Here is a 15753-nt window from a genome sequence, read left to right as displayed (position 1 = left end):
CTGTAAAAGCGGAACCAATATCAGCCGTTACCCAAATAACGGATATGTACTCAGTCGGATCCAACATCCTGGCCGGCCCTGAGGCCGCCATCGGGAGCAAGCCCCCTCCCACAGGTGCCGCGTCACATCACATCCTGATGCCTAGCCCCTCAATTACACGGCTTGTCGTCACGACGCACTTGCGCCTGGGTAGCGCTCCAGTCCGTCAACAGGCTGTACGCCACCGCCAGCAGCGTCGGCCCGATAAACAGCCCGATAAAGCCAAAGGCGATCAACCCCCCAAACACCCCCAGCAGCACAATCACCAACGGCAGGTTACCGCCACGACTGATCAGATACGGCTTGAGCACGTTGTCCACACCGCTGATCACAAACGTACCCCATACCCCCAGGAACACCGCATAGGTGTAGTCACCCTTCCACGCCAGCCAGGCCGTGGCCGGAATCCACACCAGCGGCGGGCCCATGGGGATCAGGCTGAGCAGGAAAGTGACGATACCCAGCACCAGCGCACCCGGCACGCCGGCGATCAGGAAGCCGATCAGCGCCAGCAAGGCCTGGGCCGCCGCAGTGCCGATCACACCATTGACCACCCGCTGCACCGTACCGGCCACCAGCTCGATGTAATAGCCGGCACGTTCACCGATCAGCCGTTCCAGCAGACGGTGCACAAACATCGCCAGGCGCGGCCCATCACGGTAGAAAAAGAACACGAAGACCAGGCTCAGGGTCAGCTCAAGAATACCGCCGCCAATTTGCGCACTGCGTGCCAGCAACCAGTTGCCGACCTGGCCGAGGTACGGCTTGATGCTGACCATCAGCGCCGCGCCTTGTTGGTCAATGCTGTCCCACATCGCCACCAGGCGCTCGCCGACGAACGGGATCGAGCCCAACCAGGTCGGCGCCTCGGGCAAGCCGTCGACCTGAATGTCTTTGATCAGCGCCACCGCATCGCGCACATGGTCGGCCAGGTTGAACCCCAGCCACACCAGCGGCACCGCCACCAGCAGCATCCAGCCCAGGGTCAGGATGCCGGCAGCCAGAGACTCCCGCCCGCCCAGCCAGCGAGTGAGCAAACGCATCAGCGGCCAACTGGCAAACGCCAGCACCGCGCCCCAGAACAGCGCCGACCAGAACGGCGCCATGACCCAGAAGCTGGCGCCAAACAGCACCAGCAGCAGGATTTGCACCAGCAGGCGATCGTTATTGAGCATCGGGTATCTCGAGAATAAGGCTGTAGGAAGAGAGCTTAGGCGAACGGCACGGGTCCGTTCGCCTTGTAACGGTCAGCGTATCAGATGCAGGTGCAAACCCTTAGCGTCACCGCTGCCGGTTTCCAGGCGTGCGGCGCGCACGCCCTTGTCGACCAGGGCCTGGCGCCAGGCCTCGGCTTTCGGGCCGGTCAGGCTCACGCGCAAGGTGGTATCAAGGTTCAACCCACGGGAAATCAAGGTCAGCCAGGTGTCATCAGGCTCGGCGGCCAATGCAGGGAGATCCAGCTCGCCCGTGCTTTTGAGCTCTCGCAGCAGGGTGGCCGAGGTGGGTAGCAGATCGCCCAAGGGCGCGCTGGCATCGAGTTGCTCCACATGCAGGTAAGCGCGTCGGTTGCCGCGAGTAATGCCGTACAGCGCGACCAGCGAGTTGTTCTGCGGGGCGGCCAGGCGCAGTAGCAGGTATTCCTGCTGGCCGTCGGCCCCCACCAGCTTGGCGTTGCCGAACACTTCATTGGCCCACAGGCTGCTCTCGCCGCAATCGCGGGCCTGGCACCAGAACAACAGCTGCGCGCCCTTGGCCTGCAAAGCTTCACGCGTTGCAGTAAAGGCGGCGCTGGAGCTGTGCTCCGCAGGCAGTTCATAGGTGATTGCAGTGGCTTGGCCGCGCGCAGTGGCCTGGCCTTCATAACGCAATTGGCCGCTGATCTTGCGAATCGCGCCCATGGGGTAGATGCGTTCCTTCTCTTCAGCGGGGCGATAGTCGACAATTTGCGCGTCAACCTGGCGGGACACGGCAGGTAAATCCTGGCTGCCTGGCACATCGGCGGCAAACACCAGGGGGCTGAAACAGCAAAGGCCAAGGGCACGGATACATCCTTTACCCAGGCTCATCGGATCGATAGGCCCTGGCCAATGGAGGTCACAGCGATGTTGAGTGTGTTCATGGTTGACTCCCTTTCAATCCGCCCAGCCTCGGCAGTTGACCCCGCCAAGTCAAGGCGTGGAGAAGAACCGATTGAAACAGTCTGCAACAAGAGCGGCGCCGGACTCATCATTCAGGTGCAAATGATGGCCACCTGGCAGCGTAGTAACGCTGAAGGGTAGCTGAGAAAGCAATTCAGCATGTTTCGCCAACATGCCGTCAGCCGCCACCACCAACTGCGCCGGGCAACTGACGCGACGCACAAAAGCCATGGCCTGTTCATCGGTCAGACGCATCGGCGATGCCAGGGTCAGGCGACTGTCGCTGCGCCAGGTGTAACCGTCCGGTACCGGCATCAAACCGCGCTGGGCCAGCAGTTGCGCCGCTTCACGACTGACGGCCACCACGCCCTTCATTCGCGCTTCAACCGCTTTTTCGAGGGTGTTGTAGACTGGCTTGCGCTTGTCCTGCAGGTTCAGTTGCGCCTGCAAGGCCATGCCCAGACGCTCGGCTGCATTCTCGCCGCTGGCGGTCGGCGGGATCACACCGTCGATCAAACCCAGGTGCGTCACTCGCTCCGGCAGCGCCCCGGCCAACACCAGCGAGACGATGGCGCCCAGGGAGTGGCCAAGTAATGCAAAACGTTTCAACCCCAGTTGTTCGGCCACCTGCAGCACGTCGTAGACATAATCCCACAAGGCGTAACCGGCGCCTGCCGGGCGATGGGCCGAATGCCCGTGCCCAGCCATATCCAGAGCGATGATGCGCAACCCGTGCAGCTTCGGCGCCAGGCGCGCAAAACTGTTGGCGTTGTCCAGCCAGCCATGCAGGGCAATCACTGGCAGGCCATCCTCGGGCCCGAACAGGTGCGCGGCCAATTCGATATGCCCCAGGCTCAGGCGAACCTCTTCGACCGGTGTACTCATGCGCAACTGCGCTCGCGGGCTTGCCAGCGGGCGAACAGGTTCTTGATCAAGGCAGCCGTGTCCTGGGGGCGTTCGAGGGGGAACATATGACCGCCTGGCATAGTGAGCATTTCGCCCATGGGCAAGCGGCCGACGCCGCTGGCATGGTGACGCATGACCACTCGGCTCTGGCGACCACGCACAACGGCCAGTGGCACTTTCAGCTGGCGTACCTGGCCCGGGCTGGTGTGCGGCACGCCCCGGTAGATGCTGATTTCGGTGGCCGGGTCGAAGCGCAGGCGCAGGCGGTCGCCGACTTGCTGCAAGCCATGCTCCAAATACGCGTCAAAGCATTCGGGGTCGAAGCCACGAAACAGGGTTTTGCCGGCGAAGTAGCTGCGTGCGGTGTCCAGGTCGGTGAATTCTTCACGCCGGCCAAGGGTACGTCCGGCCGGTGTCAGTCGATCGATAAAACCAAAGCGCTTGGCGGCTCGGATCACCCAGCGGTCGGCACGGGTGAGCACCGGCGAATCCAACATCACCACGCCACGGTACAACTGCGGGCAACGCATGGCCGCGTACAAATGCAGCACGCCACCGAGGGAATGGCCGACGCCCCACACGGGTTCCGGCTGTTGCTCAAGGTGGTGGATCAACTCGTCCACCAGATTCTGCCAGTTATCATCCACCGGGAACCTGGGGTCGTGACCGTGCTGGGGCAGATGCGCCACCGTATATTCCGGGGCCAGCGCGGCAAACAGCTTGCCGTAGGTGGCCGAAGGGAAGCCATTGGCGTGGGTAAAAAACACGTGCTGCGACATACAGGTTCCATCGATAAAAACAGAGGTTGATTGTCACCATACCGGCCGCCTACAGCAATGACTGTAACTGCCAGGAATGATGACACTCACGCCACGCCTATCGTGCCGGCGGGTTTTCGCCCAGCGGCACCACGGCCATTGTCAGGCGCGAGACGCAACTGGCCTTGCCATCATCGCTGCTCAGGCGGATATCCCATACCTGTGTGGTGCGCCCGATATGAATGGCTTTGGCCACCGCCGTCACCCGCCCGCTGCGCACGCCACGCAGGTGGTTGGCATTGACCTCAAGGCCCACGCAATAAAACTTGCTGGCGTCGATGCACAGGTAAGCAGCCATGGAGCCGACGCTCTCGGCCAACACCACCGAGGCGCCACCATGCAGCAGGCCGTAGGGCTGATGGGTGCGGTGATCGACCACCATGCTGGCAGTGAGGGAGTGCTCGTCGAAGCTTTCGAAACGAATATCGAGCAACTCACCGATGGTGTTTTTCTGGATCGCGTTGAGTTGTTCGATATTCGGTTGGGTGCGCCACAGGCTCATAGGGTTGTCCTTGTTGGTTTTATTACGATCCTAATCCTGCCACAGAACGGTTTCAGAGCGCTCGCTCCAAGTGTGCAAATGTGGCCCATACGTCGACTCGATCACGTTGCGCTTGATCTTCAAGGTCGGCGTGAGAAAGCCGTTTTCCACCGCCCAGTTGTCTTTCACCACCACCAATTGGCGCAAGCGCTCATGTTTATCCAGCCCGGCGTTGACCTGTGCCAGCCAGTGGTCAAGGTGGGTTTCAAGCGTTTGGCGGGCTTGGCCCTGTGCCGACAACACGCATAGCCCGATCGGTGCGCCAAGCCCCTCGCCGACTACACACACCTGTTCGATGCGTGCATGTTCGGCCAGGCGATTTTCAATCGGTGCCGGGGCCACGTATTTGCCTTTGCTGGTCTTGAAAATCTCCTTCAGGCGCCCGGTCAAGCGCAGACGGCCGTCTGCGTCCTGCTCACCCTTGTCGCCGGTCCGCAGGAAGCCATCTTCGGTAAGGGTCTCAGCGGTTTTTTGCGGGTCCTTGAAGTAGCCCAGCATGGTCGCGTCGCTGCGTACCTGCACTTCGCCTGATGGGTCGATGCGCACTTCTACGCCTGGGCAGGGCAGGCCGATCCAACCCAGCGTCTGTGCACCGGGGCGGCACACATGGGAATAGCCGCAGTTTTCGCTCATGCCGTACACCTCCAGCACGTCCAGGCCCAGGCGCTGATACCAACCCAGCAAGGCCTCGGGCACGGGTGCCGCACCGGACAGGGCAATACGCAGTGCATCCAGCCCCAGTCCCGCGAGCACTTTATGACCGACGCGCTTGCCGATAAAAGGCAGGCGTAACAGGGTGTCGAGGCGTTTTTCCGGGATCTTGGCATAGACACCCAACTGGAACCTGGTCCAGATACGTGGGACGCCAAACAAGGCCGTCGGCCGTGCCCTGCGCAAATCTTGCAGGAAGGTATCCAGGTTTTGCGCAAAAAATACGGTTTGCCCGGTGTAGATCGCCGCCATTTCCACAAACATGCGTTCGGCGACGTGGCACAGCGGCAGGTAGGACAGCAACCGATCGCCCTCCCCCAGGCCGAACAACTCGGTGCCGCGGGTGGCAGCGAAGCCCAGTGCCCCGAACGTTTGCATCACACCCTTCGGCAAACCGGTCGTCCCGGAGGTGTAGACGATGGTGGCCAGTGTCGAGCCAAGGGGTTCGGGGTGGTCCTGGATCGGTGAGCAGGCTTGCAGGTCCGCCCAGCTGAAATCGAACGTCCCCGCCGGGCACAGCGGCAGGCTAATGGTTGGCACACCCGCTGGCACACCCGGCGCCATTGCCGGCCAGTCATCGAGCTTGCCGATCAACGCCAACGCCGCCTCGGAATGGGTCAGCACATGGGCGACAGAGTCAGCGGTGAGGTTGGGATAAAGCGGCACCGAAACGTGCCCGGCCATCCAGATCGCCAGATCGGCGATGATCCAGTGTGCGCAGTTTTTCGAGATCAGGGCGATGTGCGAACCTTGGGGCAAGTCACGTGCACGCAACCAGTGGGCAGCGCACCGGGCCTGGTGGCCGACATCGCCCCAGGTGAGGGTCTGCACCTCGCCACCGTCAATGGGCTGCACCAGAAAAACCTTACGCGGGTGCCGCGCTTCACGCTCGAAGAAGACCTGCAACGGCAAACGAAAAGCGACAGGCATGGGACGCGCTCCTTTGTGATCCGAGATACAGCCAACCAAGCACTTGCTTGGCTGACTGTATAGCACACACAAAGCCAACCATTTCTCAGGGAACACAGAACAGCCAACCGTAACCACGATGCGAAGCGAGCCGCTCTTGCTCTTGATCTGCTTTTGATCTCAGGCGCCCCGTTAAACCACGCTGGCCGGAATCCGACATGGATTTGGGGGGTAAACCGGCAGGGATGCCGGTTTAGCCGCCCCGCGCCATGGATGGCGCGTGGCGGCGGCCCCCCAAATCCATGTCGGATTACGGGCACACCGAGCCTAAGCGAGGTGCCGAGTGGTGGGGCAAGAGCGCTTTGGTTACTTTCGCGCTTTTCGAAAGTGACCCGCTGTAAGAGCGGAACCAATATCAGCCGTTACCGCAGCAATGGATATGTACTCGGTCTGATCCAAGCCCCCCGTCGGCTACAAGGCCGCCTTCGCGAGCAAGCCCGCTCCCACAGTTGGATCATGGAGTATCGGGCAGACAAGCGTCGATTGGCAGGTCGTCACGGGAGCAAGCTCCCTCGCCACAGGCCCAGCGTCGCCCCTTATGCCTCGGGATTCTTCACCCCCACCAGACTCATCAAACCCGCCAGCGGAAAATCCCCCTCAAGCTCCGCCAGGCTGGCCGTATACATCGGCTGTGGCTGGCGCTGATGCCCATGCTGCAAAAAGCTGATCAAACTGCCCACCAAAGGCTGATGGCTGACCAGCAACACGTTGTCATCAGTATCAAGCTCCCTCAGCACCTGCTGAACATCACCATCAGGCGTCAGCCACGGCACCGTGCGCACATCCGGCTCGAACCCCAAAACTCCGCGCACCAATTGAGCCGTCTGCTGCGCCCGCACATAAGGGCTGGCGATGATGGCACTGAGAGGCTGCCCGATCAGGTGCGCAGCGCTGAGCAATACTTCGGCACGGCCATGCTCGGTAAGATTGCGTTCAGCGTCCGTGCGGGCGTGCACCTGGGCCTCCCCGTGGCGCAAAACCCACAACTTCATAGCTTTGGCTCTTCATCACGCACCGGGTGCGGTGCTGGCGGCACGCTGTGGGCGGCTTCGCCTTCGGGTGCACGCGGGGCTGGCCAATCGGCAAACGGCCAAGGCTTTTGGTCGGTGTGGAAGCTACCGAAGCGGCCGATCTGCGCCAGGAACTGGCTGAGGCTATCGCCAAAATTCATCAGGCCCAGGTTCGGCGCACCGTAGACAAGCCGGTAAATCAATTGCACCACCACCAACGCGCCGAGCAGCAATTGCGCCACCTGCCACACCAGCGCAAACGCCAGCATCCACAGAATGCGCAAGGCAATCGACTCATATTTGGGGGCTGCTTTCGGATCGTTCATGGCGCGTTCCTCAGTTGAAACCACTGGTAGAAATAAAGTCGACATCGGTCTTGGGCTCGGCCCGCATCAGCAACTCGATGACCTGCTCCAAGGTGCGCCCTTCGAACAGGATCGCGTGCAAACCAGCGACCAGCGGCATATACACCCCCACTTCCTGGGCCTTGGCCTTCAATACCTTGAGGGTGTTGACCCCTTCGGCCACTTCACCCAGACGCGTCACAGCGTCTTCCAGGCTCAGCCCTTGGCCCAGGGCAAAACCTACCTGATAGTTGCGGCTTTTGGGCGATGAGCAGGTGACGATCAAGTCACCCACGCCCGCAAGGCCCAGGAACGTCATCGGGTTGGCACCCTGGTTCACCGCAAAGCGGGTCATCTCGGCCAGCGCACGGGTGATCAGCATACTCTTGGTGTTTTCACCCATGCCCAAGGCGACGGCCATGCCGGCAATGATCGCGTAGACGTTTTTCAGCGCCCCGCCCAACTCGACACCAAAGCGATCGGCGCTGGCGTAGACCCGGAAGGTGCGGCCATGCAGCACGGCCTGTACCTGCTCACACAAGGCGTCGTCTTCACTGGCGACCACCGTGGCGGTCAAGGCGTGTTCGGCCACCTCCCGCGCCAGGTTCGGGCCGGACAGCACGCCAATGCGGGCCAGTGGTGCAATCTCGGTGAGGATTTCACTCATCAGTTTGAAGGTCTGGGCCTCAATGCCTTTGGTCAGGCTGACCAGCAACTTGCCTGCCAGGCGCTCGGCGTGCGGCGCCAGCACTGAGCGCAACGCACTGGAGGGCAGCGCGACGAAGCACAGGTCGCACGCAGTGAGCGTTTCCAGCAGGTCGGTAACCGGTTCGACAGCTGGATGAATCTTGATGCCTTTAAGGTAACGGGGGTTTTCCCGGTGCACGCGAATGGCTTCAGCCTGCTCGGGGTCGCGCATCCACTGACGCACGGCATGGCCGTTCTCGGCCAGCAGGTTAGCCACGGCGGTGCCAAAACTTCCGCCTCCCAGGACCGCAATAGGGCGCTGTTGAGTCATATGCAATCCGTTAATCCATACCAATGGCGATGGCGGCATTATACGGGCCGCCCGGCTTGCGGCCAGCCCCCGTATCAATTCGCGCACTTGTCGGAAAATGCCACGTTTGTACGAAGTAATTGCAAGTCCGACGACTGGCAAATAGCCCCACCTCAGTTAACATGGGCGGCTATCCGTCATTAACAAGGCCGTGCCGTGTACCTGGGCCCTCCTCCTCGCTCATCTCTATGGTTGATGCTGTTGTGCAGCGTACCTGCCCTGGCTGACGATCTGTTTCTCGACAGCCAGCCGCTGCCGCAGGTGTTGACCGCCACGCGCCTCAAGCAATCGGCCGCCGCCGTGCCCGGCAGCATGACGGTGATCGACAGTGAGCTGATCAAGGCCAGCGGCGCCCGGGACATCGCCGAACTGCTGCGCCTGGTGCCCGGGATGATGGTCGGCTATACCACCGGCAACCAGGCGTCGGTCAACTACCACGGCACCAGCGCCAGTGATGCGCGGCGGATGCAGGTGCTGATCGACGGGCGTTCGGTGTACCGCGCCGGCCTGGCCACGGTGGACTGGAGCGATATCCCGGTGGCCATGGAAGATATCGAACGCATTGAGGTATTTCGCGGCCCCAATACCGTCAGCTACGGCGCCAATGCACTGATGGCGGTGGTCAATATCCTCACCCGTTCCCCCGCCAACAGCCAGGGCTCGCGGGTGAAGGTCACCCGCGGCGAACGGGGGATCAACGACTTCTATGCCAGCCAGGGCGTGGGCTGGGAAACCGGCGATTTGCGCTTATCCCTGTCCGGGCAACAGGACGACGGTTTTGACAGCGACGCGGTCGGCGCCGACCGCCGTGACGGTCGCCGTCTCAACCGTTTCAGCCTGGCGGTGAGCCAGACGCTGAACGCGCAACAAAGTATCGACTGGCAACTCAATGCCAAGGAAGGCACCAATCAGCGCCCTTATACCTACACCCCGGTGTTTGACGGGATCAGCGAAGGCGGCAGCAATTCCGATGTTGTCGCCAAGGACTACGCTGGCTCTTTGCGCTGGAATTTCGACTTCAATCCCGATCACAGTCTGTATATCCAGGGTTCAGCCCAGCAATGGGACCGCCGACAGGTCTGGAAAGCCTGTGATGCCAAGGTCTCGTTCAGCCCGCAGCTGACCCAGTTGTGGCAACTGAACCCCAACTATGCCGAACTGTTGGCGCGGCACATGGACACCTACAGCCGAGGCTCTCCACCCCCGGGAAGCGCCGCCGAGCAGGCATTGGCCAACCAGGTGCTGGATCAATGGAAGAACCACGGCGGCAAGGACACCGTCTGCGGCGATATCGACCAAAGCACCCGCGAAAGCCGCTACGACGTGGAGATCCAGGACACCTTGAGCCTATCCGACAGCTTGCGCCTGGTCAGCGGCATCAACTATCGCTATGACCGCGCCGACTCGGATACCTACTTCAATGGAACCCTGGACGACACCACCTGGCGCCTGTTCGGGCACCTGGAATGGCGGGCCAGCGAACACTGGCTGCTGCAGGGTGGCGCCATGTACGAAGACAGTCACCTGAGCGGCGACTCACTGACGCCGCGTGTGGCGGTCAATTACCTGATCAACCCGCGTCACGGGTTGCGGGCGGTTTACTCCGAGGCGATCCGCTCGCCGGACATGTTCGAGAACAACGTCAATTGGAGCTACCGCGTCAACAACCTCAGCTCCCCGGCCTACGGACAAAACTCCGGGCAATATTTTGTCGTGACGCGCGGCCCTGGCGACCTCGACAAAGAGTTGATGCGCTCCCGGGAACTGGGCTACAACGGGTTCTTTGCCGACCTGGGGCTGAATGTCGACGTGAAGCTGTTCTATGACGAAATCACCGACATGATCAGCTCGCCGCTGCGCAACAACCAATACATCGCCAGCAACGCCAACAGCTCGCGCTTTACCGGTGCCGAATCACAGTTCGACTGGCGCATGAGCAACACCGACCGCCTGCGCCTGACCTACGCTTATGTCGACGCTACTTCCAGCAACCCACGGGACAAGGCGCAAACCGCGCGCAACAGCGGCTCGGCCGGTTGGCTGCGCGAGTGGGGCCAAGGGTGGTCCAGCGCCCTGTTCTACTATGGCGACGACGCTCTTAACCAGTATCGCTTCCAACGGGTCGACCTGCGGGTAGCCAAACGCATTGCCGTGGGCAAAACCAATGTGGAGCTGGCCGGCATGTTGCAGCAACGCCTTGATGACCAGCCCACCACCTGGGCCGACAATAATTACGACCATCGTCACGTTCTCTACTTCAGCGCCGAGCTGGACTTCTGACATGGCCGATCAGTCACGGATGACCCTCTTGCTGCTTTCACGATTGTGGCGCCGTGGCGTGCTGCTCGCGTGCCTGCTGCTGGCGGTGCCGGCGTGGAGTGCCGATATCCTGCTGACGGCTGCCGAAGACGGCGCCGGGGTGCAAGCCTTCACCCAGGCCCTTGCCCAGCAGCGCCCCGACGACCGGGTCAGCTTCACCCCGCTCAAGGACTTGCCGACACCGAGCCAGTTGCCCGCCGGCACTCGCTTGATCCTCCTGGACCTGCCCAGCCTCGATTGGCGCCTGCTGGATACCCAGGGACCGCCGACCCTGGTGCTGCGCATCAGCCGCCTGCAGGCGCGGCAACGCCTGGGTAATACGCACCCGGCCAAAATCAGCCTGCTATGGAGCGACCCGCCGCTGGAGCGTCAGTTGCGCCTGATCGCCGACACCCTGCCGCAGGCACGACGCATCGGTGTGCTTTACGGTGCCGACAGTGAATTCCTGCTGCGCGAGCTGATCCGGTTTGCCACCCCCCTGGGCCTGGAAATCGTGCCTCAGCTCTGGGACAACACCAGTGACAGCCGCCCGCTGCAAACCCTGTTCAAGAACAGCGATGTGCTGCTCGGCCTTGACGACCCGCAACTGTACAACCCCAAAACGGTAAAGAACCTGTTGCTGAGCAGCTACGCCCAGCAACTGCCCCTGATAGGGCCCAATGCCGGGTTTGTCCGGGCCGGCAGCCTGGCCAGCACCTACAGCGATCAGCCCGACTGGCTTGCCGTGCTCGACCGCCTGCTGGATCACCCGCCGGCCAATTGGCCGCACACGTTGTACCCGCAACACTTCAAAGTCGTGGGCAACCCGCAAGTCGCGCGCTCACTGGGTATCGAACAGGTTGATGAAACCGCCGTCGCCGCCCGCTTGGCCGAAGGAGAGAAACGCCCATGACCTTGCGTCGCCGTTGGGATATCAACACCCGCACCCAGCTCATTACCCTGGGCCCCGCGTTATTGTTGACCCTGCTGTTGATCAGCTTCTTTACCTTCGTACGGATCCAGGATTTGCGCCAGGAGCTGGACCACACCGGCCAATTGATCGCCAACCAACTGGCGCCTGCGACTGAGTATGGAGTGATTTCCGGCAACAACGATGTGCTTGAAGCGCTGCTGCGTGCGACCTTGGCCACGCCTCACGTGCGCTTCCTGGAAATTCAGAACAGCGCCGAAAACATTCTGGTGTATGTCGAGCAGCCGTCGGAAAGACATGACCGCTCGCTGTCCGTGAAAGTGTTCCAGGCGCCAATCCGCCTGCAACACATCCAGCTCAACAATGACTTTTTCCAGGACAACCTCAACGAACCCAAGGCACCCCGAGCCGACTACCTGGGGCGGGTGATTGTCGGCATGTCCAATGACGCGTTCAGCCAGCGCCAGCAGGAAATCCTGTTCAAGGCCGGGATCCTGGCGCTGTTCGCCTTGCTGTTTACCTTCCTGCTGGCACGACGCCTGGCGGCAAGCCTGTCGCAACCAATAAGCGCGATGGGCCATGCGGTCAAGGCTATCCAGCAAGGCGATTACAAAACCCCGCTTCCGATTGTCGATGACTCGGAGCTGGGTGACCTTTCGCGGCATATCAACAACCTGGCCGAAGGCCTGAACCAGGCCAGTCGCGAGCAGCAACAAGCCATGGCCCAGTTGATCCAGACCCGCGAGGAGGCCGAGCGCGCGAACAATGCCAAATCGGATTTCCTGGCGATGATGAGCCATGAACTGCGCACGCCCATGAACGGCGTGCTGGGCATGTTGCAACTGCTGGAAACCACCGACATGACTGCCGAACAGACCGAGTACGCGGCGCTGGCCTCCGAGTCCACCGAGCACCTGCTCAAGGTGATCAACGACATCCTCGACTTCTCACGCATTGAGCGCGCCGCCCTGGAACTGGAACATATCGCGTTCAACCTTGCCGACCTGATCAACAGTTGCGCCCAAGCCTTCCAGCACAGTGCCCAGCAACGCGGGCTGAGCCTGGAGCTGCCGATTCCTGCGGGCATGGAGGCCCTGCGGGTGCGAGGCGATCCGACGCGGATCCGGCAGATCCTGGTAAACCTGATCGGTAATGCGTTGAAATTTACCGAACGCGGCAGCGTGACCGTCGAGCCCCATTGGCAAACCCTGGACCACGAACTGGTGTGGTTCACCTGCACCGTGCGCGACAGCGGTATCGGTATTTGCGCCGAACGCCTGGAGCTGATGTTCGATGCGTTCCAGCAGGCCGACAGCTCCATTTCCAGACGCTACGGCGGGACTGGCCTGGGCTTGCCCATCGCCCGCACCCTGGCCGAACGCATGGGTGGCACCTTGCGGGCCCAAAGCGAAGAAGGCCGGGGCTCGGTGTTTACCCTGGAAATCCCGCTGGCCATCGATCAGCAACAAGTACAGGCCATTACGCCCGACGCCCTCGGCAAGGCCAGTGCCGGCGACGGACGCCACGTATTGCTGGTGGAAGACAACCCGGTCAACCGTACCGTGGTCGAAGCAATGCTGCGCAGCCTGGGCTTTGAAGTCAGCCTGGCCACCGACGGCGCCGAGGCGATCCGCAGCGCCGAGAGCCTGATCTTCACTGCTATCCTGATGGATTGCCGGCTGCCATTGATCGACGGCTACGAAGCTACTCGCCAGATTCGCCAACTGCCTGGCTGCGCCGATCTGCCGATCATCGCCCTGACGGCCAATGCCTTGCAGGGCGACCGCGAAGCCTGTCTGGCAGCCGGAATGAACGATTACCTGGCCAAGCCGTTCAAACGCACGGATTTGCAGCAAATCCTGCAACGCTGGGTGCAATAGCGCCGCGCCATCAACCAACTGCGACTGGCGTGAAAGACGAAAGTGCGGCAGTCTTAGGCACCCGAACGGGCCGATAAACAGGTCCGGTTTAAAATTTCAGTGAACAAGTGTACATTGAGTGCCTTGCCGCTGTGACTTTCACTACAACGCAATAGTCTATGTGTAGGCTGCCGCTATGAGGCATGAACGCTTCATTCGGTTCGGGAAGATTTGCCCAACCCAGCCGCATGGGATTATTGAGGAGCTCGCATGACCAAACAAAACGCCTTTACTCGGGAAGACCTGCTGCGCTGCAGTCGCGGTGAGCTGTTCGGCCCAGGTAACGCGCAACTGCCCGCCCCGAACATGCTGATGGTGGATCGCATCACCCATATCAGCGAAGAAGGTGGCAAGTACGGCAAAGGTGAATTGGTCGCCGAGCTGGATATCACCCCGGACCTCTGGTTCTTCGCCTGCCATTTCGAAGGCGACCCTGTGATGCCAGGCTGCCTGGGCCTCGACGCCATGTGGCAACTGGTCGGCTTCTACCTGGGCTGGCAAGGCCTGCCGGGCCGCGGTCGCGCCCTGGGTTCGGGCGAAGTGAAGTTCTTTGGCCAAGTCCTGCCGACCGCCAAGAAAGTCACCTACAACATTCAAATCAAGCGCGTCCTCAAGGGCAAGCTGAACCTGGCCATCGCCGACGGTTCGGTGACTGTCGACGGTCGCGAGATCTATACTGCCGAAGGCCTTCGGGTCGGCGTATTCACTTCCACTGACAACTTTTAAGGGTTATCCGCATGCGCCGCGTCGTTATCACTGGTCTGGGCATCGTTTCTTGCCTGGGCAATGACAAAGAGACCGTCACCGCTAACCTGCGTGCAAGTCGCCCTGGCATCCGCTTCAACCCGGAATATGCCGAAATGGGTCTGCGTAGCCAGGTTTCCGGCTCCATCGACCTGCCCCTCGAAGAACTGATCGATCGCAAGATCTATCGCTTCGTCGGCCACGCTGCCGCCTACGCCTACCTGGCCATGAAAGACGCGATCGCCGATTCGGGCCTGAGCGAAGACCAGGTTTCGAACGTACGCACCGGCCTGATTGCCGGCTCCGGCGGCGCATCGACCCTCAACCAGATGGAAGCGCTGGATATCCTGCGCGAAAAAGGCGTGAAGCGCGTTGGCCCGTACCGTGTAACGCGGACCATGGGCAGCACCGTTTCCGCCTGCCTCGCGACGCCGTTCGCCATCAAGGGTGTGAACTACTCGATCTCCTCCGCGTGCGCCACCAGCGCCCACTGCATCGGGACTGCCGTTGAGCAGATCCAGCTGGGCAAGCAGGACATCGTATTCGCCGGCGGCGGTGAAGAAGAACATTGGAGCCAGTCGTTCCTGTTCGACGCCATGGGCGCACTGTCCACCCAGTACAACGAAACCCCAGAGAAAGCCTCTCGCGCCTACGACGCCAAGCGTGACGGTTTCGTCATCGCCGGCGGTGGCGGCATGGTCGTGGTTGAAGAGCTGGAACACGCTCTGGCCCGCGGCGCCAAGATCTACGCGGAAATCGTCGGCTACGGCGCGACGTCCGACGGCTACGACATGGTTGCCCCAAGCGGCGAAGGCGCGATCCGCTGCATGCAGATGGCCATGTCCACCGTTGATACCCCAATCGACTACCTGAACACCCACGGCACCTCGACTCCGGTCGGCGACGCCAAGGAAATGGAAGGCGTGCGCGCGGTATTCGGCGACAAGGCTCCGGCCATCAGCTCTACCAAGAGCCTGTCGGGTCACTCCCTGGGCGCCGCCGGCGTTCACGAAGCGATCTACTGCCTGCTGATGATGGAAGGCAACTTCATGGCCGGCTCGGCCAACATCGACGAGCTGGACCCAGCCGTTGCTGATATGCCGATCCTGACCAAGACCCGTGAAGATGCAAAAATCGACACCGTGATGAGCAACAGCTTCGGCTTCGGTGGCACCAATGCCACCCTCGTGCTGAAACGCTGGCAGGGCAAGTAAGCCTCGCAGGTTGATCACATGAAAAAGCCCCGACTGGTTCGGGGCTTTTTTTTGCGCTTTGATTTGAAACCGCGTCGCCTTCATCGCAGGCAAGCCAGCTCCCACCTTCGATCG

14 protein-coding genes are annotated in these 15753 nt (G+C 61.4%); 5 read left to right on the top strand and 9 right to left on the bottom strand.

Annotated features, from left to right (window positions below; translation table 11 throughout):
* Window positions 1-149: 149 nt before the first annotated feature.
* From E4O98_RS22510 to E4O98_RS22470, 9 genes are all read right to left on the bottom strand, one after another.
* A complete protein-coding gene (locus tag E4O98_RS22510; protein WP_005786630.1) occupies window positions 150-1214 on the bottom strand; it encodes an AI-2E family transporter in 1065 nt (354 codons plus the stop codon).
* A gap of 72 nt (window positions 1215-1286) precedes the next feature.
* On the bottom strand, window positions 1287-2105 hold the full coding sequence (locus E4O98_RS22505; RefSeq protein WP_148852271.1) for a DUF4892 domain-containing protein: 819 nt from the start codon (window positions 2103-2105) through the stop codon (window positions 1287-1289).
* A 102-nt stretch (window positions 2106-2207) separates the two neighbouring features.
* A complete protein-coding gene (locus E4O98_RS22500) occupies window positions 2208-3062 on the bottom strand; it encodes an alpha/beta fold hydrolase (protein ID WP_216090967.1) in 855 nt (284 codons plus the stop codon).
* The gene (locus E4O98_RS22495; RefSeq protein WP_078820737.1) at window positions 3059-3862 is read right to left on the bottom strand and encodes an alpha/beta hydrolase; all 804 of its coding nucleotides are present in this window, start codon (window positions 3860-3862) and stop codon (window positions 3059-3061) included. The genes E4O98_RS22500 and E4O98_RS22495 overlap by 4 nt, the downstream gene beginning before the upstream one ends.
* 97 nt (window positions 3863-3959) lie before the next feature.
* Complete coding sequence (locus tag E4O98_RS22490; RefSeq protein ID WP_078820736.1) at window positions 3960-4403, bottom strand: hotdog fold thioesterase; 444 nt, start codon at window positions 4401-4403, stop codon at window positions 3960-3962.
* A 30-nt stretch (window positions 4404-4433) separates the two neighbouring features.
* Window positions 4434-6083 (bottom strand): AMP-binding protein, encoded by a 1650-nt coding sequence (locus E4O98_RS22485; protein WP_248136272.1) that lies wholly within the window; start codon window positions 6081-6083, stop codon window positions 4434-4436.
* 575 nt (window positions 6084-6658) lie between these two features.
* Complete coding sequence (gene sixA, locus E4O98_RS22480) at window positions 6659-7114, bottom strand: phosphohistidine phosphatase SixA (protein ID WP_032877082.1); 456 nt, start codon at window positions 7112-7114, stop codon at window positions 6659-6661.
* A complete protein-coding gene (locus E4O98_RS22475; RefSeq protein ID WP_032877083.1) occupies window positions 7111-7458 on the bottom strand; it encodes a DUF4389 domain-containing protein in 348 nt (115 codons plus the stop codon). The genes sixA and E4O98_RS22475 overlap by 4 nt, the downstream gene beginning before the upstream one ends.
* Before the next feature lie 10 nt (window positions 7459-7468).
* Window positions 7469-8494: an NAD(P)H-dependent glycerol-3-phosphate dehydrogenase gene (locus tag E4O98_RS22470; protein WP_005786614.1), complete on the bottom strand. Its 1026-nt coding sequence runs from the start codon at window positions 8492-8494 to the stop codon at window positions 7469-7471.
* Between the two features lie 195 nt (window positions 8495-8689).
* On the opposite strand from E4O98_RS22470, the gene E4O98_RS22465 reads away from it, so the two are divergent.
* From E4O98_RS22465 to fabB, 5 genes are all read left to right on the top strand, one after another.
* Window positions 8690-10813, top strand: a complete 2124-nt coding sequence (locus E4O98_RS22465) for a TonB-dependent receptor (protein WP_348984639.1) — start codon at window positions 8690-8692, stop codon at window positions 10811-10813.
* Window position 10814: 1 nt separating this feature from the next.
* Window positions 10815-11744 carry an ABC transporter substrate-binding protein gene (locus E4O98_RS22460; protein ID WP_078820727.1) on the top strand — a complete coding sequence of 310 codons (930 nt, stop codon included), beginning with the start codon at window positions 10815-10817 and terminating at the stop codon, window positions 11742-11744.
* Window positions 11741-13642 (top strand): ATP-binding protein, encoded by a 1902-nt coding sequence (locus E4O98_RS22455; RefSeq protein WP_032877085.1) that lies wholly within the window; start codon window positions 11741-11743, stop codon window positions 13640-13642. Before E4O98_RS22460 ends, E4O98_RS22455 begins: the two co-directional genes overlap by 4 nt.
* 249 nt (window positions 13643-13891) lie before the next feature.
* Window positions 13892-14407 (top strand): 3-hydroxyacyl-[acyl-carrier-protein] dehydratase FabA, encoded by a 516-nt coding sequence (fabA, locus tag E4O98_RS22450; RefSeq protein ID WP_003210552.1) that lies wholly within the window; start codon window positions 13892-13894, stop codon window positions 14405-14407.
* A gap of 11 nt (window positions 14408-14418) precedes the next feature.
* A complete protein-coding gene (fabB, locus tag E4O98_RS22445; protein ID WP_005786601.1) occupies window positions 14419-15639 on the top strand; it encodes a beta-ketoacyl-ACP synthase I in 1221 nt (406 codons plus the stop codon).
* Window positions 15640-15753 lie beyond the last annotated feature (114 nt).

The sequence above is a fragment of the Pseudomonas sp. W2Jun17 genome (genome assembly GCF_023127795.1).
GTDB lineage: Bacteria > Pseudomonadota > Gammaproteobacteria > Pseudomonadales > Pseudomonadaceae > Aquipseudomonas > Aquipseudomonas synxantha_A.
This window is presented reverse-complemented; position numbering and strand designations above follow the sequence as displayed.